This is a genomic window from Streptomyces avermitilis MA-4680 = NBRC 14893 (assembly GCF_000009765.2).
GTDB classification, from domain to species: domain Bacteria; phylum Actinomycetota; class Actinomycetes; order Streptomycetales; family Streptomycetaceae; genus Streptomyces; species Streptomyces avermitilis.
Genome location: NC_003155.5, coordinates 7,123,582 through 7,143,629 on the forward strand (window position 1 = coordinate 7,123,582; position 20,048 = coordinate 7,143,629).

Annotated in this window: 18 protein-coding genes; 9 read left to right on the forward strand and 9 right to left on the reverse strand. The window is 72.0% G+C overall.

Annotated elements, in window-relative coordinates:
• Positions 1–348 precede the first annotated feature (348 nt).
• Positions 349–1,617, forward strand: a complete 1,269-nt coding sequence (locus SAVERM_RS30490) for a D-alanyl-D-alanine carboxypeptidase family protein (protein ID WP_107083250.1) — start codon at positions 349–351, stop codon at positions 1,615–1,617.
• Positions 1,618–1,895: 278 nt separating this feature from the next.
• Here the strand turns inward: SAVERM_RS30490 and SAVERM_RS30495 are convergent, their stop codons facing one another.
• Positions 1,896–2,654 carry an SDR family oxidoreductase gene (locus SAVERM_RS30495; protein WP_037645611.1) on the reverse strand — a complete coding sequence of 253 codons (759 nt, stop codon included), beginning with the start codon at positions 2,652–2,654 and terminating at the stop codon, positions 1,896–1,898.
• Positions 2,655–2,820: 166 nt separating this feature from the next.
• On the opposite strand from SAVERM_RS30495, the gene SAVERM_RS30500 reads away from it, so the two are divergent.
• Positions 2,821–4,467: an alkaline phosphatase D family protein gene (locus SAVERM_RS30500; protein ID WP_010987317.1), complete on the forward strand. Its 1,647-nt coding sequence runs from the start codon at positions 2,821–2,823 to the stop codon at positions 4,465–4,467.
• Between the two features lie 146 nt (positions 4,468–4,613).
• Here SAVERM_RS30500 and SAVERM_RS30505 read toward each other — a convergent pair whose 3' ends face one another.
• Entirely contained in the window at positions 4,614–5,615 is a 1,002-nt protein-coding gene (locus tag SAVERM_RS30505) for a Gfo/Idh/MocA family protein (protein WP_037645613.1), read from the reverse strand.
• Between the two features lie 81 nt (positions 5,616–5,696).
• Here SAVERM_RS30505 and SAVERM_RS30510 point away from each other — a divergent pair, with 81 nt between their 5' ends.
• The 4 genes from SAVERM_RS30510 (at position 5,697) to SAVERM_RS30525 (ending at position 10,038) form a co-directional block, all read left to right on the forward strand.
• Positions 5,697–7,136 (forward strand): multidrug effflux MFS transporter, encoded by a 1,440-nt coding sequence (locus tag SAVERM_RS30510; protein WP_010987319.1) that lies wholly within the window; start codon positions 5,697–5,699, stop codon positions 7,134–7,136.
• Positions 7,049–8,263 carry a serine hydrolase domain-containing protein gene (locus tag SAVERM_RS30515; protein WP_078234547.1) on the forward strand — a complete coding sequence of 405 codons (1,215 nt, stop codon included), beginning with the start codon at positions 7,049–7,051 and terminating at the stop codon, positions 8,261–8,263. Before SAVERM_RS30510 ends, SAVERM_RS30515 begins: the two co-directional genes overlap by 88 nt.
• A 12-nt stretch (positions 8,264–8,275) precedes the next feature.
• A complete protein-coding gene (locus tag SAVERM_RS30520) occupies positions 8,276–9,274 on the forward strand; it encodes a small ribosomal subunit Rsm22 family protein (protein ID WP_010987321.1) in 999 nt (332 codons plus the stop codon).
• Positions 9,275–9,378: 104 nt separating this feature from the next.
• Positions 9,379–10,038 (forward strand): TetR/AcrR family transcriptional regulator, encoded by a 660-nt coding sequence (locus SAVERM_RS30525; RefSeq protein WP_010987322.1) that lies wholly within the window; start codon positions 9,379–9,381, stop codon positions 10,036–10,038.
• Here SAVERM_RS30525 and SAVERM_RS30530 read toward each other — a convergent pair.
• Positions 10,007–10,897 carry a glycerophosphodiester phosphodiesterase gene (locus tag SAVERM_RS30530; protein ID WP_010987323.1) on the reverse strand — a complete coding sequence of 297 codons (891 nt, stop codon included), beginning with the start codon at positions 10,895–10,897 and terminating at the stop codon, positions 10,007–10,009. The genes SAVERM_RS30525 and SAVERM_RS30530 overlap by 32 nt on opposite strands.
• A 186-nt stretch (positions 10,898–11,083) precedes the next feature.
• Between SAVERM_RS30530 and SAVERM_RS30535 the strand changes: the two genes are divergently transcribed.
• Positions 11,084–11,812, forward strand: a complete 729-nt coding sequence (locus tag SAVERM_RS30535) for a bifunctional DNA primase/polymerase (protein WP_010987324.1) — start codon at positions 11,084–11,086, stop codon at positions 11,810–11,812.
• Between the two features lie 27 nt (positions 11,813–11,839).
• On the opposite strand, the gene SAVERM_RS30540 is transcribed toward SAVERM_RS30535, so the two are convergent.
• From SAVERM_RS30540 to efeO, 4 genes are all read right to left on the reverse strand, one after another.
• Positions 11,840–12,838: an SCO2278 family lipoprotein gene (locus SAVERM_RS30540; RefSeq protein ID WP_037645811.1), complete on the reverse strand. Its 999-nt coding sequence runs from the start codon at positions 12,836–12,838 to the stop codon at positions 11,840–11,842.
• Positions 12,839–12,942: 104 nt separating this feature from the next.
• The gene (efeU, locus tag SAVERM_RS30545; RefSeq protein ID WP_010987326.1) at positions 12,943–13,809 is read right to left on the reverse strand and encodes an iron uptake transporter permease EfeU; all 867 of its coding nucleotides are present in this window, start codon (positions 13,807–13,809) and stop codon (positions 12,943–12,945) included.
• A gap of 3 nt (positions 13,810–13,812) precedes the next feature.
• Positions 13,813–15,096, reverse strand: a complete 1,284-nt coding sequence (efeB, locus tag SAVERM_RS30550; RefSeq protein ID WP_037645619.1) for an iron uptake transporter deferrochelatase/peroxidase subunit — start codon at positions 15,094–15,096, stop codon at positions 13,813–13,815.
• 11 nt (positions 15,097–15,107) lie between these two features.
• Positions 15,108–16,256, reverse strand: coding sequence for an iron uptake system protein EfeO (efeO, locus tag SAVERM_RS30555; RefSeq protein ID WP_010987328.1), 1,149 nt, complete (start codon positions 16,254–16,256; stop codon positions 15,108–15,110).
• A 463-nt stretch (positions 16,257–16,719) separates the two neighbouring features.
• Between efeO and SAVERM_RS30560 the strand changes: the two genes are divergently transcribed.
• Complete coding sequence (locus SAVERM_RS30560) at positions 16,720–17,595, forward strand: hypothetical protein (RefSeq protein WP_010987330.1); 876 nt, start codon at positions 16,720–16,722, stop codon at positions 17,593–17,595.
• The gene (locus tag SAVERM_RS30565) at positions 17,588–18,232 is read left to right on the forward strand and encodes a PhzF family phenazine biosynthesis protein (RefSeq protein ID WP_010987331.1); all 645 of its coding nucleotides are present in this window, start codon (positions 17,588–17,590) and stop codon (positions 18,230–18,232) included. Before SAVERM_RS30560 ends, SAVERM_RS30565 begins: the two co-directional genes overlap by 8 nt.
• A 79-nt stretch (positions 18,233–18,311) precedes the next feature.
• Here the strand turns inward: SAVERM_RS30565 and SAVERM_RS30570 are convergent, their stop codons facing one another.
• Both SAVERM_RS30570 and map read right to left on the reverse strand, forming a co-directional pair.
• On the reverse strand, positions 18,312–18,959 hold the full coding sequence (locus tag SAVERM_RS30570; RefSeq protein ID WP_010987332.1) for a biliverdin-producing heme oxygenase: 648 nt from the start codon (positions 18,957–18,959) through the stop codon (positions 18,312–18,314).
• Between the two features lie 174 nt (positions 18,960–19,133).
• On the reverse strand, positions 19,134–19,991 hold the full coding sequence (gene map / locus SAVERM_RS30575) for a type I methionyl aminopeptidase (RefSeq protein WP_010987333.1): 858 nt from the start codon (positions 19,989–19,991) through the stop codon (positions 19,134–19,136).
• Positions 19,992–20,048 lie beyond the last annotated feature (57 nt).

Sequence of the window (20,048 nt, forward strand, 5' to 3'; positions counted from 1 at the left end):
CTTTGAGTCGTCCTGAGTAAAGGATGTGTCTGGGCTGAGAAAGTGGGGCCCGGAATCAAATTTGCATAAGACAGCGGATTCCTAAGCTGTGGAGGGCGTATTGCCAGGAATCCCCAGTTGAATGGCTCCTTGGTGAAGAGAAAGGACGGGTTCGCCCGGTGCGCGTTGTCCGGTGGGACGGTGGAGCGGCGCACGGGGCGGACCCGTTTCTCCCGGCCTCTCCCGGCCTCTCCCGGGGCCCTCCGCGCGCCTCTTCGCGCCCGCGGTGACTCCGTCATGACCCCGCCTTTGCCATGCCTTTGTCACCCCGCTGTGGGACGCCACGGACTCACTTTGTACGGTCCCCGAATGCGTGACTCCTCCCGCCTCTCCCGTCGGGCCGTCCTCGGCCTCGCCGCGGCCGCGCCCCTGGCCGCCGCCGCCCCCGCGTCCGCGTCCGCCGCAACCGTGATCGGCGGTGAACGGCTCGGCCGCTCCGGTGTCCAGGTGAGCGGCGCCTCGGGCCTGCCCAAGAAGCTGACCGCCCGCGCCTGGCTGGTCGCCGACCACGAGAGCGGCGAGGTGCTCGCGGCGTACAACGCGCACCGGCGGCTCGCGCCCGCGTCCACGCTGAAGATGCTGTTCGCGGACACGGTGCTGAAGAAGTTCGAGCGCGCCGAGCGGCACACGGTGACCGCGGACGACCTGGTCGGCATCCCGGCGGGCTCCAGCCTCGTCGGCGTCCAGGCCGGAACGACGTACACCGTCGAGCAGTTGTGGCTCGGCGTCTTCCTGCGTTCCGGCAACGACGCGGTGCACGTGCTCAGTCACATGAACGGCGGTGTCGCCGAGACGGTCGCCCAGATGCAGGCCAAGGCGGAGGATCTGCAGGCCCTGGACACCCATGTGGTGAGCCCGGACGGCTTCGACCACAAGGGGCAGCTGTCGTCGGCGTACGACCTGACGCTCTTCGCCCGGCACGGTCTCGCCGACGCCGACTTCCGCGACTACTGCGCCACGCGGACCGCCGACTTCCCGGCCGGCCGGAAGAAGACCTTCCAGATCCAGAACACGGACCGCCTGCTGACCGGCGCGTGGGGCATGGAGACGTACGACGGTCTGATCGGCGTCAAGAACGGTTACACCAGCCACGCGGGCAACACCTTCACCGGCGCCGCCACCCGCGGCGGCCGCACGCTGCTGGTGACCGTGATGCATCCGAAGTCCGGCGGCAACGGCGTCTACGAGGAGACCGCCAAGCTCCTCGACTGGGGCTTCGCACACGCGGCGAGTGCCAAGCCCGTGGGCACGCTGGTCGATCCGATCAGTGAGGGCGGGGCCACCGCGACGGCGACCCCGAGCGCCGCGGCGGCCAAGCCGGCGGCCGGGGCGCGGGCGTCCACGGCCGGCGGGCACTCGTCGTGGGGGCTGGTCGCCGGGGCCGGGGGAGCGGTGGCGCTGCTGGCGGGCGGGGCGGTCGCCCTGCGCACCCGCCGGCGCAGGACGGAAGCCGGCGCGGAGACGAGGACGAAGACGAGGGCGAAGGCGAAGGGGAACGCGAAGGGGGAAGGGAAAGCGAAGGCGGCGGCGGAGAAGGAGCCGGGGGCGGGGGAGACGAACGGCCGGGCCCGGCGCTGACGCTCACCGGCAGCCCCCGGGGGGCCTGGTGCCGAAGTTCGCGGCAGCCGCCCCGTGGCCCGGTGCTCACCTCGCGGTCCCACGCAAGGTCCGCCCCCACCCGGTGCCACGGAGCGACTGCCGCCTTCCCCCCTCGGTGTGGACCGTGCGGCCGGCGGAAGCCCTCTGCTCCATATGTGAAGTTCTGGTGAAGGAGGGTTTGAGCATAAGCCCGTCACATGCCACAACGGTCCGGATGTTCGCATTCCGCTTGTGTAGATTCGCCTGCGCCAAGTGGATCAGCCGCGGCCCGCGTACGGCATCGCAGTCGCCAGCACGGTCGCGAACTGCACATTCGCCTCCAGTGGCAGTTCGGCCATGTGTCGCACCGTGCGCGCCACATCGGCCACGTCCATGACGGGCTCGGCCGCCAACTCCCCGTTCGCCTGGAGAACTCCGCTCCGCATCCGCTCGGTCATGTCGGTCGCCGCGTTGCCGATGTCGATCTGACCGACCGCGATCCGGTACGGACGCCCGTCCAGGGACAGTGACTTGGTCAGGCCCGTCAGCGCGTGCTTGGTCGCCGTGTACGCGACCGACTGCGGCCGGGGCGTGTGCGCCGAGATCGAGCCGTTGTTGATGATCCGGCCGCCCTGCGGGTCCTGCTCCTTCATGTGCCGGTACGCCGCCTGCGCGCACAGGAACGCGCCGTTGAGGTTCGTGTCCACGACATGGCGCCAGGCGTCGTACGACAGCTCCTCGACCGGCACCCCGCCCGGGCCGAACGTACCCGCGTTGTTGAAGAGCAGGTCCAGCCGGCCGAACCGCTCCCGCACGGCCGCGAACAGCGCCGCCACGTCGTCCGGCCGCGAGACGTCGGTGCGTACGGCCAGGGAGTCGCCCTCGGGCACCAGCGCCGCCGTGTCCGCCAGGGCGTCCGGCCGACGGCCCGCGAGCGCCACCGACCAGCCGGTGCGCAGCAGTTCCGCCGCCACGGCACGGCCGATTCCGGACCCCGCCCCGGTCACCACCGCGATCTTCGTCTGCATGGCATTCATGGGCCCGCAGCGTACGGGAGGGGCGGGAGGGGCTGTGCGTACGCAGGCCGGGCGGTCCGGCATACGGAACTCATCTGTCCGACACCCGACTGTTGTGTACGCGACAGGAGATCGTTGACCCTGGCCACTCCAATGCCTTGTACAACAACCGTCAGGGGAGGGCCAGATGACACCCGCAGGCCACCAGCATCCGTCTCAGCACGCCCCCGAACTCCGCGCCGCCGCCCGTCACCTCGGGCGCCGCCGTTTCCTCACCGTCACCGGCGCGGCCGCCGCGCTCGCCTTCGCCGTCAACCTGCCCGGCGCGGGCGTGGCCGGCGCCGCCGAGTTCGACGCGGCGAAGCTCACCGACGACCCGTTCACCCTCGGCGTGGCCTCCGGCGACCCGCTGCCCGACTCGGTACTCCTGTGGACGCGGCTCGCCCCGGCGCCCTACCAGGCCGACGGCGGCCTGCCCCCGGAACGCGTCGCCGTGCGCTGGGAACTGGCCCACGACGCCAGGTTCCGCCGGATCGTCAGACGCGGGACCGCGACGGCACACCCCGAGTTCGACCACGCCGTCCACGTGGAGGTCGGCCACCTCGACCCCGACCGGGTCCTCTACTACCGCTTCCGGGCCGGCGGCTGGGTCAGTGAGACCGGCCGCACCCGCACCGCGCCCGCCACCCGCGACCGGGTCGCCGGCCTCAGGTTCGCCGCCGTCTCCTGCCAGGCCTACCACGACGGCTACTTCACCCCGTACGGGCATCTCGCCGAGGACGACGTCGACGTCGTCTTCCACCTCGGCGACTACCTGTACGAGTACGCGGTCAACTCGGCCGGCGGCGCCCGGAAGTACACCGACCGCGTCCTGCCCGACCTCTTCAACCACGAGACCACGACGCTGGAGGACTACCGGCTGCGGTACGCCCTCTACAAGTCCGACCCGGACCTGCGGGCCGCCCACGCCGCGCACCCCTTCGTCGTCACCTGGGACGACCACGAGACCGAGAACAACTACGCCGGCGACATCGACGAGAACGAGGACCCGCCCGAGGAGTTCCTGCTGCGCCGTGCCGCCGCCTACCGCGCGTACTGGGAGAACCAGCCGCTGCGCCGCCCCCAGCTGCCGGACGGACCGGACGCCCGGATGTACCGGCGTCTGGGCTGGGGCCGACTGGCCCAGTTCGACATCCTCGACACGCGCCAGTACCGCTCCAACCAGGCGTACGGCGACGGAGCGCACGTCCCCGGCCCGGAGTCGGACGACCCGGCGCGCACCATCACCGGCGCGACGCAGGAGCGCTGGCTGATCGACGGCTGGCGCGACTCGCGGGCGCTGTGGAACGTCGTACCGCAGCAGGTCACCTTCTCGCAGCGCAAGCTGGACCTGAACGCCGCCGCCAAGGTGTCCATGGACGCCTGGGACGGCTACCGGGCCTCGCGCGAACGGGTCCTCGCCGGGGCGCAGTCGGCCGGCGTCGAGAACCTGATGGTGCTCACCGGTGACGTCCACGTCGGGTACGCCTTCGACATCAAGGACGACTTCGACGACCCGTCGTCGGCGACGCTCGGCACGGAGATCGTGGCGACGTCGGTCTCCAGCGGCAAGGACGGCGCCGAGAAGCCGGCGAACTGGAACACGTACATGACCGCCAACCCGCATCTGAAGTTCTACAACGGGCGGCGGGGTTATGTGACGGTCGAGCTGGGCCGGGAGGCGGCGCGGGCCGACTTCAAGACGGTGTCCGCCGTGACGACGCAGGGAGCGCCGCTCACGACGGCCGCGTCGTTCGTGACCGAGGTGGGGGAGCAGGGGTTGAAGCCGGTGTGAGGGGGCGGGTGGCGACGGGTCGGCTTTGGCTTACGAACGTTCGTCTTGTCGGCTGCCTTGCCGGGGTGACCCCGGGATAGCTTACGAACGTTCGTCCTGCGGACCGCCCCGCCGGCCCGGCTCCGGGACAGCTTACGAACGTTCGTTCAGCGCCCCTCGCCGGGATAACGCACCCCGACCCGTTCCCGTATCGCGTCCAGCGTCCGCATCACCGCGAGCGTGCCGTCCAGGGGGACGAGCGGCGACTCGGTCTCGCCCGCACGCAGGGCACGCATCACCTCCGCCGCCTCGTGCTTGAGGCTGTTGCGGGGGCCGGCCGCCGGGTCGGCCGTGAACTCCTCGGGGTCGCGGCCGTCCCGGTGCAGGACGAAGCGGTCCGGGAAGAAGAAGCCGTGCGGGATGTCGATCCGGCCCGCGGAACCGGTGACCGAGGCGGAGACGGGCGTACCACCGCTGATGGAGCAGTGCACCGAAGCGAGAGCGCCGCTCTCCCAGGAGAGCAGCGCTCCCGTCTGGAGGTCGACGCCCTCCTCCGAGAGCACCGCTCTCGCCGCGACGTCCGAGGGCTCCCCCAGCAGCAACTGCGCGAACGAGACCGGATAGACGCCCAGATCGAGCAGCGCTCCGCCGCCCTGCGCGGGGTCGCGGAGCCGGTGCGACGGCGGGAAGGGGCCCGCGAGGCCGAAGTCCGCCTGAACGGTGCGCACTTCACCGATCACCCCGTCGTCCACCAGCGCCTTCAACCGCCGCACCAGCGGATTGCAGTACATCCACATGGCCTCCATCAGGAAGCCGTCGTGCCGCCGCGCGAGCGCGACCAGTTCCTCCGCCTCGCGCGCGTTCAGCGTGAACGCCTTCTCGCACAGCACACCGCGCCCGGCCTCCAGGCACAGCCCGGCGGCGGCCCGGTGCGCCGAGTGCGGGGTGGCCACGTACACGACATCGACGTCCTCGTCCTCGGCGAGGGCGCCCCACTCGCCGTACGCCCGGGGTATCCCGAACCGTTCGGCGAACGTCTTCGCCGACTCCTCGCTGCGCGAGGCCACCGCCACGACCTCCGCGTCCGGCAGATCCACCAGATCCGCCGCGAACGCCGCCGCGATCCCTCCGGTGGCCAGAATCCCCCACCGCACACGTTCGCTGGACATGTCCACCCCTCGGTTCGCACCCCTGCCACCCCGTACGAGCTGAGAGCATAGGTCGCGGACCGAACGAAAAGGGAGGGGCAGATGCCCGAGCGGGGCCGTACCACGCCCGGCCAGGAAGGCCCGGCGGGGGACATACCGAACACGGCGGTCGCCGCCCCGGCGCCCGTACCGTCCCCGCGGGCCCGGCAGCCCGCGCACACACCGTCCCCGAAGGCGCCGCGGCCCCCGCGGCAGCCGTCCGGTACGGCGCGCGGCGCGGCCCTGCGCCGTACCGGTCTCCTCGTCACGTTCGTGCTCGGCGGGCTCACCGCCACGCCGCCGCTGGCCATGGACATGTACCTGCCGTCGCTGCCGGAGGTCACCAGGTCGCTGCACGCCCCGGCCGCGACCGTGCAGCTCACCCTCACCGCGTGCCTGGCGGGCATGGCGTTCGGGCAGCTCGTCGTCGGGCCGATGAGCGACAAGTGGGGACGCCGGCGGCCGCTGCTCACCGGGCTCGTCGTCTACATCGTGGCCACCGCGCTGTGCGCGATCGCGCCGAACGTCGAACTGCTCGTCGCCTTCCGGCTCGCGCAGGGCCTCGCGGGCGCCGCCGGGATCGTGATCGCGCGGGCCGTGGTGCGCGACCTGTACGACGGCGTGGCGATGGCCCGGTTCTTCTCCACCCTCATGCTGATCTCCGGGGTCGCCCCGATCGTCGCTCCCCTCATCGGCGGCCAGATCCTGCGCGTCACGGACTGGCGGGGCGTCTTCGTCGTCCTCACCGTCGTCGGCATCGCGCTCACCGCGCTCGTGTGGACCAGGCTCCCCGAGACCCTCGACCCCGCCGAACGCCACGACGGGGGCGTCGGCGAGGCCCTGCGCTCCATGCGTACGCTGCTCGCCGACGCCGCCTTCACCGGCTACATGCTCGCCGGCGGCTTCGCCTTCGCCGCGCTGTTCGCGTACATCTCCGCCTCGCCCTTCGTGATCCAGGAGATCTACGGCGCCTCCCCGCAGACCTTCAGCCTCCTGTTCGGCCTCAACTCCGTCGGTCTGGTGATCGCCGGTCAGATCAACGGCAAGGTCCTGGTCGGCCGGGTCGGTCTCGACCGTGTCCTCGCGGTCGGCCTCGGCGTCATCACGCTCGCCGCGACCGCCCTGCTCCTGATGTCCACCGGTGTCTTCGGCCACGTCGGGCTCGCCCCGGTCGCCGCCGCGCTGTTCGTCCTGATGTCGGCGATGGGCCTGGCCCTGCCCAACACCCAGGCCCTCGCCCTGATGCGCACCCGGCACGCGGCCGGCTCCGCGTCCGCCCTGCTCGGCACCTGCTCCTTCCTCATCGGCGCGGTCGCCTCGCCGCTCGTCGGCATCGCGGGCGAGCACACCGCCGTCCCGATGGCCGTCGTCCAACTGGCCTCGGCACTGGTGGCCGTCGCCTGCTTCATGGCACTGTGCCGTCCCTGGAAGAGGCGTGCGAGCGAGCAGGGTGGGGGGACCCCCGGCCCGAGCGCGGCCGAGAGCGTGGGGGAGGACAGCTGAGCGCACCGAGACTGCGCATCGACACCCCGGAGCGAGCCGGCCTCGACCCGCGGGAACTGACCCGGCTCGTCCACGACGTGCGCGGCCTCACCGAGGGCGAGCGCCCCTGGGCGGCGGGCGCCGTGGTGGTCGCCGGACGCGGTCCGGTGATCGCCGTGGAGGAGGCGGCGGGGTGGGCGGTGCGCTATGCGGCGTACGACGAGAAGAAGGACGCGGGCGTCGAACTGCCGCCCGCGGCACGGGTGCCGATGACCGTGCACACGCCCTTCGACCTGGCCTCGCTCACCAAGCTGTTCACCGCGGTCGCCGCGATGCAGCAGCTGGAGCGCGGCACGCTCGGCATCGACGCGCGGGTGGCGGCGTACCTGCCGGAGTTCCGCGCGGCCGCCCAGCACGGCATCACCGTACGGCAGCTGCTCACCCACACCTCCGGGCTGCGGCCCGAACTCCCGCTCTACGACTGCCCCTCGGACGCGGCGCGCCTCGCGCTGCTGCACGCCGAACCGCCGACGTCGGAGCCGGGGACGTATCGCTACTCGGACCTCAACATGCTCCTCCTCCAGTACGTCCTGGAGCGCATCACCGGCCGCTCGCTCGACGTCCTCGTGCGCGACGGCATCACCCGCCCGCTGGGGATGACCGCGACGGGCTTCGGGCCGTGCCCGGGGGCGGCGGCGACGGAGGACCAGCGGCGGCCGTGGGCGAAGGCGGACCGCGGGATGCTGCGGGGCGTGGTCCACGACGAGAACGCCTGGGCGCTCGGCGGAGTGGCCGGCCACGCGGGCCTGTTCGCCACGGCCCGCGATCTGGCGGTCTTCTGCCGCACCCTCCTCGCGGGCGGCTCGTACGGCCCCGCCCGCATCCTCGGCCCGGACTTCGTCGAGCTGATGCTCGCGCCGCCGGGCCTGGGCTTCGCCATCGACCAGCCGTGGTTCATGGGCGCGCTGGCGTGCCGGGGCGCGGTGGGGCACACGGGCTTCACCGGGACGTCGCTGGTCCTCGACCCGGCGACGGACACGTTCCTGGTGCTGCTGGCCAACACGGTGCATCCGCGACGCCGGCCGGCGGACAGCGGGCCGCGGGCGGCGGCGGGCACACGGCTGGCCCGAGCCGTGCGCGGGACCTGAGAGAATCGCGAGGTGAACGCCCCCGCCTCCGCAACCGACACGCTGCGCTCCGCCCTCGCCGGGCTGCTCGCCGGGCTGCCGCCGAAGCAGGCCGCCCAGGCGGTGGACCGGCTGATCGCCAACTACCGGGGGCGGACCCCGACGCACGCGCCGGTGCTGCGGGACCGTTCCGACGTGGCCGCGTACGCCGCGTACCGGATGCCCGCGACGTTCGAGGCGGTGTGCGCGGCACTGGACGCGTTCGCGGACGCGGTGCCGCAGTGGACCCCGGCGAGCCATGTGGACATCGGTGGCGGTACCGGCGCGGCGACCTGGGCCGTGAGTGCGACCTGGGACGGCGAGCGCCCGGTCACGGTCCTCGACTGGGCCGAGCCCGCGCTCGCGCTGGGCCGTGAGATCGCCGCCGCGAACCCGGCGCTGAAGTCCGCCGAGTGGCAGCGCTCTCGTATCGGAGCGGCGCTCACCGTCGAGAGCACCGATCTCGTCACCATCTCCTACGTCCTCGGCGAGCTGACCGAGGCCGACCGCACCGTGGTCGTGGACGCCGCCGCGGCCGCCGCCCAGGCCGTCGTGATCATCGAGCCCGGCACGCCGGACGGCTACACCCGCGTCATCGACGCCCGTGAGCGCCTGATCGCCGCCGGCTTCCGTATCGCCGCGCCCTGCCCGCACAGCGCCGCCTGCCCCATCGTCCCCGGCGAGGACTGGTGCCACTTCTCCGCCCGGGTCAGCCGCTCCTCCCTGCACCGCCAGGTCAAGGGCGGCTCCCTGCCCTACGAGGACGAGAAGTTCAGCTATGTCGCGGCCGCCCGCTTCCCGGTCGCACCGGCGCCCACCCGGGTCGTACGCAAGCCGCAGATCCGCAAGGGCCAGGTGCTCCTCGATCTGTGCGGCCCGGACGAGTCCCTCCACCGCGAGACGGTGACGAAACGTCATGGGCCGCTGTACAAGGCCGCCCGGGACGCGGAGTGGGGCGACGGCTGGCCGCCCCCGGAGGACACCTCCACCTGAGGCGGCGCCGGGGAGGCCGCCCGCGGGAGCGCGCACGAGGCGGGCACCCGCGGAGAGCCGCGCATGCGAGACGCCCCGTCTTGTCGCCCTGGTAGGTTCGGCCCATGGTCAAGAAAGCCGTCCCCGACTCCACCCGCCGCAGTACGAGGTCCCGTCGCGCGATCTACGACGCCGCCCTCGCCCTCGTCGGCGAGGTCGGCTACCCGAGGACCACGATCGAGGGCATCGCCGCCCGTGCCGGCGTCGGCAAGCAGACCATCTACCGCTGGTGGTCGTCTAAGGCGGAGGTGCTCCTGGAGGCGTTCACGGACCTGAGCGCCCAGGCCGCCGAGGCCGCGGCCCGGCCCGGCCCGGAGGAGGGCGGCCAGGAGGGCGGCCAGGGGGAGAACGGCATCCCGGACACCGGCGACCTCGCGGCCGACCTCAAGCTCGTCCTGCGGGCCACCGTCGATGAACTCCTCGATCCCAAGTTCGACATCCCCGCCCGGGCGCTGGCCGCCGAGGGCGTGGTCGACGAACAGGTCGGCGCCGAGTTCGTGACCAAGCTCCTCGAACCCCAGCTCCAGCTGTACGTGCGGCGGCTGCGCTCCGCACAGGAGCACGGCGACGTACGCCCCGACGTCGACCCGCGCATCGCGCTCGAACTCTTCGTCTCCCCGCTCGCCCAGCGCTGGCTCCAGCGCACCGGCCCGATCACCCACGCCTACACGGACACCCTCGTCGACTACGCCCTCAACGGCCTGGCTCCGCGCCGGCCGTCCTGAACCCCTTCGGGCGCTTCACCGGGTGGCGGGCCAGCCGCCCCGGCGCGTCCGTGACGACGCCGTTGCAGCCCAGCGCGAGCACCCGGTCGCGCTGGGCGGGCGTCACCACCGTGTGCGCCCACACCCGGGGGATCCCGGACCGTACGGCCCGTACGAGATCGGCGTCCCGCGCCTTGTGGTCGACGTCGAGCAGATCCACGTACGACGCCCAGCGCGCGGGCCGGTCGGTGCGCAGCTGCTCCGCCGAGCGCCACAGCTGGGTGACCAGGCCGAGACCGTGGGCGCGCCGGGCCACCTCCGGCCGGTTGGAGTTCACGAACACCGACCGCGCCAGACCGCGGCCGCGGATCAGCCCGGCCAGTGCGCCGAGGCTCTGCGGGTCCTTGGCCTCCAGCATCAGCACCACCCGCCCGCCGAAACGATCCAGCACCTCGGCGACCGTCGGCGGCCGCTCCGCCCGCCAGGTCCCGGGAACCCTGCCCTCGGGGCGCACCCGCACCTTCCGCCAGTCGGCGAGCCGCAGTTCCCGCACCGGGCCGTGGGTGTCCGTGGTGCGGTCGAGGGTCGCGTCGTGCAGCACCACCAGGGTCCCGTCGCCCAGCATGCGGGTGTCGAGGTCGAGCACCTGCGCCGTACCGCGCGCGTACGCCGCCGTCAGGCCCGCCATGCTGTTCTCCGGCACCTCGCGGGCGCCGCCGCGATGGGCGACCTGGACGACGCGGGGCAGGGAGGCCACCGTCAGCGGGCCGGTGCCCCACTCCAGCGGGGCGGGGCCGCCGCCGTGTCCGGTGAGGGCCGGCGGAGTGAGACCGGCGAGACCCGCGAGCCCGACACCCGTGAGCGTGATCCATGTGACCATGCCGATCACGGTAGGGGGGTAAATGCCGTGAAAGGGCGCAATGACACTCGACCCGGGACGTGGGCGGCATCGCCCCCGCCACCCCGGATGAGAGCTCCGGTCACCTGGGGCGCAGGATGGTGGGACCATAGGGGGACGGTGGGCCGCGAGGCACGCTGTCCGCACCACAGTGAGGCGAGGGGATACATGAGCGCAGAGTTCGGCCGCCGCACGAGCGGGCAGGGCAGGATCTCCCAGTGGCTGCGTGGACGCCGCCCGAAGGAGGCCGCCGACAACGCCGGTGGCCGTGAGGCCCTGCTGCTCGCCGCTGCCGACGCCGGGCTGCCGCTCGCGCCGGCCGCGCATCCGGCCGGCTACCGCTGTTCCTGCGACCGGGTCGGCTGTCCCACGCCCGCCCGGCACCCCGTCTCCTTCGCCTGGCAGACGCAGTCCACGACCGACCGCGCCCAGATCGAGCGCTGGGCCAGGCACCAGCCGCAGGCCAACTTCATCACCGCCACGGGCATGGTGCACGACGTGCTCGACCTGCCGCGCGAGGCGGGCGACGAGGCCCTGGAGCGGCTGCTCGCCTCCGGCATCGAGGTCGGCCCGGTCGCCGCGACGGGCGACGGACGGCTGCTCTTCTTCACGCTGACGCGCGGTACGCCGGAGGACGAGGACGAGTGGTGGCCCTGCGAGCTGGACTGCCACCCCGAGACGATGGACGAGCATCCGGGCCTGCGCTGGCACTGCCGGGGCTCGTACGTCCTCGTACCGCCCGCCCAGCTGCCCGGTGATCTGACGGTCGACTGGGTACGAGGGCCCGAGCACCCCCTGCCCGACCCGCTGACCCTCCTCGAAGTCCTCACGGACGCGTGCGCCCGCTACGCGGGAGCCGACACCGACCGGCTCGCCGCCTGGCCGCACCAGGGCTAGCCGCGAGGAGCGGGCGGCGGCGGCCGGCTACTCGCCCTTCGCCGCCGTCAGTCCCGCCACCTTGCTCAGGAACGTCACCCGTTGGTCGCCGGAGCCCTTCGCCGGGTCCAGTACCGCCTGGTTCGAGACGAACTCCATGGTCAGGGACTGCTTGGGGTCACCCGTCATCAGGGCCTTGATGTTCGGGTCGTTGACCGTGATGTTCACGCCCTGCGCGGCCGTCTGCTTCTCGTAGTGGTGCGTGACGAAGAAGACCAGCGCCCCGCCGTCCGTGGTGCGCAGCCCCAGCGGGGCGTGGTCGCCGGAGTTCAGCGGCTCGTCCATGTACTGGCGCGCCAGCCCCGGCTTGCTCGCGTTCTTCTTGCGCCCCGCCCGCAGCCCGGAGGTGAACCGGCCGTCCGCGAACGTGTCGCCGCCGCTCTTCAGATACGTCGCGTAGGCCGCACCGAGCTTCTGGGGGCGTACGGCGAGCGCCGCGTCGTCCGCCGTGACGGGCTCGGCCCAGCCGTCCTTGTCCTTCTTGAACCGCGGCACGTCGGCGGGCGCGAGGGCCGTCAGATACGACACCTGCCACACGTCGTTCGCGCTGCCGCGAGTGAAGACCAGAACCCAGCGGTTCTTGTCGCGGTTGGAGGCGGTGTCGGCGACGAACCAGCGCGGCCAGCCCGCCTTCGCGGGAATGGCGAACTTCGCGTCGGTCAGCTTGAGCGGCGTGTAGTCCGTGTTCCCGGCCGGGGCGGTCTTGTGGCCGGCCTCGAGCTTCGCTCCGTCGATGTCGGCGAGGGCACCGGTCACCCGGCCCGCGTCCAGCGAACGGTCGTTTGCCTTCTGTGCCTTGTTGTACGCGGTGAGGAAGCCGGCGAGGGCACGCGTGGCCTCGCTCTTCTTCGCCGCCGGGAGGACCTCCCGCTCGCCGTGCACCACCACGCACCCGCTCGCCGTCAAGGACAAAGCGGTCGCCGCGCCGGTCGCCAGGGCGAACCGGCCGTACTTACGAAGCCCGCGAGCCCCGCGATCCCTGCTCATCAGGTACTTCACCTTCCCCTTCCCGGAGGCGAACCCTACCGGGGCGGGGAAACGCGCGGACGCCGGGTTCAACTACCGCGCTCACACCGTGACCTCGCCGGCCGTCACACTTCCTCGCGGACCGCGGGAGGCGACTGCGCCTCCCCCTTCCCGTTCCCCTTCCGGGAGAGGAGGCCCGACGGCGCGAGGAAGATCGCGAGGGTCGGGATCAGGTACACCAGCCACACCGTGACCTGGATGACCGTCGGGTCCGGCTGGAAGTTGAGGACGCCCTTCAGGAGGGTGCCGTACCAGCTGTCCGGGGGGATGGTGGCGCTGATGTCGAAGGCCAGGTTCGTCAGACCCGGGACCAGGTCGGCCTCCTGGAGGTCGTGGACGCCGTACGCGAGCACGCCCGCGGCGACCACGACGAGCATGCCGCCGGTCCAGGTGAAGAACTTGGCGAGGTTGATCCTCAGGGCGCCGCGGTAGAAGAGCCAGCCGAGGAGGACCGCGGTGGCCAGGCCCAGGGCGACGCCGATCAGCGGGCGCGGGGTGCCGTCGCTCGCCGCGTGCACCGACGCCCAGACGAACAGGGCGGTCTCCAGGCCCTCCCGGCCCACCGCCAGGAACGCGGTCGCGACCAGCGCCCCCGTGCCCATCGCCAGCGCCGCGTCGAGCTTGCCGTGCAGTTCGGACTTCAGGTGCCGGGCGGTGCGCCGCATCCAGAAGACCATCCAGGTCACCAGGCCCACGGCGACGATCGACAGCGAGCCGCCGAGCATCTCCTGGGCCTTGAACGTCATTTCCTGGGAGCCGAATTCGAGGACGCACCCGAAGCCGAGGGCGACGGTGACGGCGACGGCGATACCGATCCAGATCGGCCGCAGGGCGTCCCGGCGGCCCGTCTTGACCAGGTACGCGATGAGGATGCAGACGACGAGGCTGGCCTCGAGCCCCTCGCGCAGGCCGATCAGATAGTTGGAAAGCACCGGCTACGCCTCCTTGGAGAACAGCGCGCGGCCCCACCAGTCGTCCTTGTCGCGGACGCCGGGCGGGACGGCGAAGACCGCCGAACCCACATGCTGGATGTACTCGTTGAGCGCGTCGGTGCGCGACAGGCTGCGCTGCACCGGGATGAAGCCCTTGCGGACGTCACGCTGGTACGCGAGGAAGAACAGCCCCGCGTCCAGGCGGCCGAGGCCGTCCGTGCCGTCCGTGAAGGAGTAGCCGCGGCGCAGGAGCGTGGCCCCGTCGTTGGAGTCGGGGTGCGCGAGCCGTACGTGCGCGTCGGGCTTCATCGCCTTCAGGAACGGCTTGTCGCGCTCCTTGGCCTTGCCGACCGGCGCGCCCTCGCCCTTGTCCCGGCCGAAGACGTCCTCCTGCTCCTGGAGCGAAGTGCGGTCCCAGGTCTCGATGTTCATGCGGATACGGCGCGCCACGAGATACGAGCCACCGGTCATCCAGTGGGGACCGTCGTCCTCGCCCACCCACACGAACTTCTTCAGCCGGTCCGTCTCGGTGCCCGCGATGTTGCGGGTGCCGTCCTTGAAGCCCATCAGGTTGCGCGGGGTCTGCGCGTCCGGCGTCGTGGACGAGGTCTTGCCGAAGCCCAGCTGGGACCAGCGGATGGCGACCTTGCCGAAGCCGATGCGGGCGAGGTTGCGGATCGCGTGCACCGCGACCTGCGGGTCGTCCGCGCAGGCCTGGATGCACAGGTCGCCGTCGCTGCGGGTCTTCTCCAGGTTGTCGCCCGGGAACTTCGGCAGGTCGACCAGGGCCTCGGGGCGCTGGTCCGCCAGCCCGAACTTCTCGAACAGGGAAGGACCGAAGCCGATCGTCAGCGTCAGCCGCGACGGCTTGAGGCCCAGTGCCTCACCGGTGTCGTCCGGCGGCGCCTCGGCCAGGCCGCCGTACGCGCCCTCGCCGACCGCGTGCCCGGCGGTCATCCGGGCCGCGGCCCGCGTCCAGTCCTTCAGCAGCTGGACGAACGCGGCGCGGTCGTCGGTCTTCACGTCGAACGCGGCGAAGTGCAGCCGGTCCTGCACCGGCGTGGCGATGCCGGCCTGGTGCGCGCCGTGGAAACCGATCGCGGCGCCCGTCTCGGCGGCGGTCGGGTCCACGTCGTTGCCGGTGCGGGCCATGGCCACCGCACCGCCGGCCGCGGCGGCGCCGAGCGCGAGGCCCGCGCCGCCCCAGCCGATCAGTGAACGCCGGGACGGGGCAGGGGCGCCCGCGTCCTCTGCGGTGGTTTCGGTGGTGTTCGTGGTGTCCGTCATGGGGGCCTCGCTCACTTCACGACCGCGGCGGCAAGCTTGGACAGGGGCTCGGCGAGCGCGTTGACCGCGTCCGAGAGCTCCTTGCGGTCGGCCTTGCCGACCTTGTCGTACGAGGTGAAGTCGTAGGAGGTCTTGTCCGTGCGGTACTTGTCGAGCAGCGTGTTCAGCGCCGTGAACTGCTTGTCGAGCTCCGTCGCCAGGGCCGCGTCGTTCTCCTTGGCGACCGGCTTCAGCAGCTCATACGCCTTCTGCGCGCCCTCGACGTTGCCCTTGAAGTCGCTCAGGTCGGTGTGCGAGTAGCGGTCCTCCTCGCCGGTGACCTTGCCGGTGGCCACCTCGTCGAGGAGTTCCTTGGCGCCGTTGGCCATCGAGGAGGGGGTGATCTCGGCCTTGCCGACGCGCTTCTGCCAGTCGGTCAGGTCGGTCACCAGCTGGTCGGCGAGCTTCTTCTCACGGTCGCCGATCTTCTTGTCCTGCCAGAGGGACTTCTCCAGCCGGTGCCAGCCGGTCCAGTCCGTGGCCGGATCCTGACCGTCCTCCAGGCCGTCCTCGCGGACGTCGACCTTCGGGTCGATGTCACCGAAGGACTCCGCGACGGGCTCGGTGCGCTCCCAGCCCAGGCGCGAGGTCGCGAACTCCTTCTTCGCGGCCTCGATGTCGCCCGCCTTGACGGCCTTGGCGAACGCCTCGGCCTTGGGCAGCGTCTCGTCGGCCTGCTCCTGCGCGTACTCGCGGTAGGCGGCGACCGCCTTGTCCAGGCGCGGGTCCCGCTTGGCGACCTTGCCGCCGGTGACGGTGAGCTTCTGGCGGACGCCGTGGCCCTTCATGCCGGGGCGGCAGGCGATCTCGTACGAGCCCGCCTTCACCTCGGCGGTCAGCGTGTACTTGGTGCCCGGGCCGATGTTCTCCTTCTCGGAGACGATCCGGTCGTCCGGGAAGACGATCTCGACCTCGGTGGCCTTGGAGCCCTTGTTCTCGATCTTCAGCGTGACCTGGCCGGCCGGTACCGACTTGGTGGAGGTCTCGCACTTGGAGTCGGCGGCGGTCACCTGGATCGCGTCGCTGCCCGAGGCGGTGCTCTTCTCCGTGCAGCCCGTGACGGCGGTCAGAGCGGCCGCGGTGGCGGCGGCGGTGACGACTGAGAGTCGGACGGCTCGCATGAAGGCTCCAAGAGAACGACGGACAAAAACCGCACGGACACCCGCGCGGCATGGTGAGGCTGGCCTAACTTATCTGAGGCTTCCCTCACTGATACCCAGTCGTCCGGTGATTCAGCTCTCATAGACGGTGTACAGGAACGGCTTGATCACGTCGGCTTAAAACAGACCCCATGGGAAGGTCAAGCGGGAGTCAAGAAAGTCGGTGGACCGCCGCGAGGAGCCGCTCACCGAAGACCGCGGCCGACGGACCCCCGGCCGCGGCATGCCCGGCGCACCGAATCGCGACCCGGTGCGCGCGGACGACGGCGAGCCCCGGACCGTGCCCCACCGCGACCACCGCATCACCGGCGTGCGCCCTTGCCCGGCGCCGCCCTCGACGGGTACCGGCCCGCCCCTTGAGACTGTCCCCATGACGACTGTCTCCGCGAGGGCTGTCCCCATGACAAGGGCACGCAGGGAAGGGATGGCAAGGGCACGCAGGGAAGAGCGGCCGCCCGGCGGTCTGGTCCTGGACATCAGGGGCCGCCCCGGTCCGCCACCGTTGCGCTTCGAGGCGGCGGACGGCCGGATGCTGCTGCGCCAGGGGGAGCGTCCCGTTCTGCTGGGGCGCGTGGAGCCGCCCCGCGAAGGCCTGTTCGTGCACCGCCTCGACGGCTACCGCTCGCCCCTGCCGCCCCTCCGCTCGGCGCTGACGCGGGACCCGGGCCGCGGCCTGCTCGACCAGTACGCGCGATGGCTGGAGGACTCCGCGCACGGCCCGCTCCACGACTCCCGCTGGCTGCTGAGCGAGGCGCGCTCGTTTCCGCCGTACGTCTGGCACCACGACTTCGCCCGGGGCTGGCCCGGCATCCACCTCGACTGGTGCGGGGGCGGCTGGCAGGGCGTCGTACCGCTGCGCCGCCTCTCGCCGCCGGACGCGCCGCGCGTGCGGGCGTACCGCAAGCACGCACGCGACGGCACGTTGGCGCCGGTCCTCCTGTGGTGGGTGTCGTCATTCGACGGCTGGCTGCTCCTCGACGGACACGACCGGGCGGTGGCGGCCCTGGCGGAGGGTCGGGACCCGGTGTGCCTCGTGCTGTCCCGCGCCCCGGACGACGAGGCCTGGCGGCGGACGGCGGACGAGGTGACCGCGAGTCATGAGCGGCGGGTGGCCGACCTGGCGGACCGCCCCCGCCCCTGGGCGGACCGGCAGCGGGCCACCATGGAGCGCGCGTACGGCGACGTCATGGCGTGGCTGCCGTACGAACACGCCCCCACCCGCTCCTGGCCCCTCCCCGGCGGCCCCGCGGCCTGGGACGAGCTCGCGGCGCGGGTGATGTTTGAATGCCGGAGTGACTGACTACGACGTACTGCGTGTCTTCTGCGGCCCCGGCGGCGGATACGGCAACGAACTCGGTGTCGTACGCGAGGGCTCGGTGCTGCCGGAGTGCGCGGACCGCCAGGCCCTCGCCGCCAAACTCGGCTTCAGCGAGACGGTGTTCGTCGACGACCCCGAGCGCGGGGTCATCGACATCTACACGCCCACCCTGCGGCTGCCGTTCGCCGGACACCCCTGCGTCGGCACGGCCTGGCTGCTCGACGTGCCCGAACTCGTCACGCCCGCCGGAGTGGTGGGCACCCGCCTGGACGGCGAGTTCAGCTGGATCGAGGCACGGCCGGAGTGGGCGCCGCCGCGCACGCTGCGCCAGTACGCGACGGCCGCCGAGGTCGACGCGCTGCCGGTGCCTCCGCCCGGCGAGTGGGTCTACGCCTGGGCCTGGGAGGACGAGGCCGCGGGCCGTGTCCGCGCCCGTGCCTTCCCCGGCCGCGACGACGGCATCGAGGAGGACGAGGCGACGGGCGCGGCGGCCCTGCTCCTGACGGACCGCCTGGGCCGCGCGCTCAACATCATCCAGGGCCGGGGCTCACAGATCCTCACGGCACCGCAGCCGGCGGGGTGGGTGGAGGTGGGCGGCCGCGTCCTGCTGGAGCGCTAGGACGCGACCTCCGCATCGGGCGCCGGGCAGGTCAGGTGCCGACCGGGTCGGGCGCTGGGCAGGTCAGGCGCCGGCCAGGTCAGGCGCTCAGTGGGAACTCCTCGCCCAGGGCGCGGAAGACCCCGGTGTTCAGCGCGAACGCCCGCTTGCACTCCGCCACGATCCGCTGCTTCTCCAGGTCGTCCGCCCGGATCCCGTCCAGCAGTTCGCGGTAACCCCGCTTGAACGCGGCCGGGTTGGCGATCTGCTCGAAGACGTAGAACCTGACCCCGTCGCCCTTCCTGGCGAAGCCCCACGTCTTCTCCGCCTTGTCGCGGATGATCTGGCCACCGGAGAGGTCGCCCAGGTAGCGCGTGTAGTGGTGGGCGAGGTAGCCGCCGGGCCAGGTGAGCGCGCACTCCGTCACCCGCCGCGCGTACTCCCGCGTCGCGGGCAGCGCCGTGAGCCCGCTCCGCCAGTCCGCGCCCCGCAGATGCGCGAGGTCCCGCTCCAGCGAAGGCACCCGCATCAGCTCGGGCTGGATGAAGGGCCCCGCCACCGGGTCCTCCGCCAGGCGCTCCGCGCTCTCCTCCAGCGCCCGGTACACGAACCACAGCTGCTCGGTGTAGCGCGCGTACGCCTCCACGCCCAGCCTGCCGCCGAGCAGATCGCTCATGAACGTCGAGGTCTCCGCCTCCACGTGCTGCTCGTGCGAGGCGGTGCGAATGAGCGTCGAGAACGCGGTCATGGGATCTCCGGTGCCGAAGAGGGGACGAGAGCCACTCGGATTTTCTATGGTTAGGCTTACCTAAGTCAACGGGTTCCCGACATCCCGTCGGTAAAATCGTACCCCCGATTCCGATCAAGCCCACAGGAAAAGCCCGCCCCCCGAAGGGAGCGGGCTTTCGCGCGGCGGGCGGGACTACGGCAGCGTCAGGATGTCCGCCCCGCTGTCCGTCACCACCAGCGTGTGCTCGAACTGGGCCGTACGCTTGCGGTCCTTGGTCACGACCGTCCAGCCGTCGTCCCACATGTCGTAGTCGTGCGTGCCGAGCGTGAGCATGGGCTCGATGGTGAAGGTCATCCCGGGCTGGATGACGGTCGTCGCGTGCGGGCTGTCGTAGTGCGGGACGATCAGCCCGGAGTGGAACGACGAATTGATCCCGTGCCCGGTGAAGTCCCGCACGACGCCGTACCCGAACCGTTTGGCGTACGACTCGATGACGCGCCCGATGATGTTGATCTGCCGGCCGGGCTTGACCGCCTTGATGGCGCGGTTCAGCGACTCCCGGGTCCGCTCGACGAGCAGCCGCGACTCCTCGTCGACGTCCCCCACCAGGTAGGTCGCGTTGTTGTCGCCGTGGACGCCGCCGATGTACGCCGTCACGTCGAGGTTGACGATGTCGCCGTCCCGCAGCACGGTGGAGTCGGGGATGCCGTGGCAGATGACCTCGTTGACCGAGGTGCACAGCGACTTGGGGTACCCGCGGTAGCCGAGCGTCGACGGGTAGGCCCCGTGGTCGCACATGTACGCGTGGGCGACCCGGTCCAGTTCGTCCGTGGTGACGCCGGGGGCGATCAGCTTCGCGGCCTCGGCCATCGCCTGTGCGGCGATCCGCCCGGCGACGCGCATCGCCTCGACCGTCTCGGGCGTCTGCACCTCCGGGCCCGTGTACGGCGTCGGCGCGGGCTTGCCGACGTACTCGGGGCGCCGGATGTTTCCGGGTACGGGACGGGTGGGGGAGAGCTCCCCTGGTACGAGCAGCGACTGGCCAGACATGCCAGCGAGTTTAACCAGTGAGCATGGGGCACCATGATCCTGGCGAAAGGAGCCGCT

Bases quoted from the DNA above. Each gene is read 5' to 3' on its own strand.
- SAVERM_RS30490 (WP_107083250.1), top strand. From the start codon at position 349: ATGCGTGACTCCTCCCGCCTCTCCCGTCGGGCCGTCCTCGGCCTCGCC.
- SAVERM_RS30495 (WP_037645611.1), bottom strand. From the start codon at position 2,654: ATGAATGCCATGCAGACGAAGATCGCGGTGGTGACCGGGGCGGGGTCC.
- SAVERM_RS30500 (WP_010987317.1), top strand. From the start codon at position 2,821: ATGACACCCGCAGGCCACCAGCATCCGTCTCAGCACGCCCCCGAACTC.
- SAVERM_RS30505 (WP_037645613.1), bottom strand. From the start codon at position 5,615: ATGTCCAGCGAACGTGTGCGGTGGGGGATTCTGGCCACCGGAGGGATC.
- SAVERM_RS30510 (WP_010987319.1), top strand. From the start codon at position 5,697: ATGCCCGAGCGGGGCCGTACCACGCCCGGCCAGGAAGGCCCGGCGGGG.
- SAVERM_RS30525 (WP_010987322.1), top strand. From the start codon at position 9,379: ATGGTCAAGAAAGCCGTCCCCGACTCCACCCGCCGCAGTACGAGGTCC.
- SAVERM_RS30530 (WP_010987323.1), bottom strand. From the start codon at position 10,897: ATGGTCACATGGATCACGCTCACGGGTGTCGGGCTCGCGGGTCTCGCC.
- SAVERM_RS30535 (WP_010987324.1), top strand. From the start codon at position 11,084: ATGAGCGCAGAGTTCGGCCGCCGCACGAGCGGGCAGGGCAGGATCTCC.
- SAVERM_RS30540 (WP_037645811.1), bottom strand. From the start codon at position 12,838: ATGAGCAGGGATCGCGGGGCTCGCGGGCTTCGTAAGTACGGCCGGTTC.
- efeB (WP_037645619.1), bottom strand. From the start codon at position 15,096: ATGACGGACACCACGAACACCACCGAAACCACCGCAGAGGACGCGGGC.
- efeO (WP_010987328.1), bottom strand. From the start codon at position 16,256: ATGCGAGCCGTCCGACTCTCAGTCGTCACCGCCGCCGCCACCGCGGCC.
- SAVERM_RS30560 (WP_010987330.1), top strand. From the start codon at position 16,720: ATGGCAAGGGCACGCAGGGAAGAGCGGCCGCCCGGCGGTCTGGTCCTG.
- SAVERM_RS30570 (WP_010987332.1), bottom strand. From the start codon at position 18,959: ATGACCGCGTTCTCGACGCTCATTCGCACCGCCTCGCACGAGCAGCAC.
- map (WP_010987333.1), bottom strand. From the start codon at position 19,991: ATGTCTGGCCAGTCGCTGCTCGTACCAGGGGAGCTCTCCCCCACCCGT.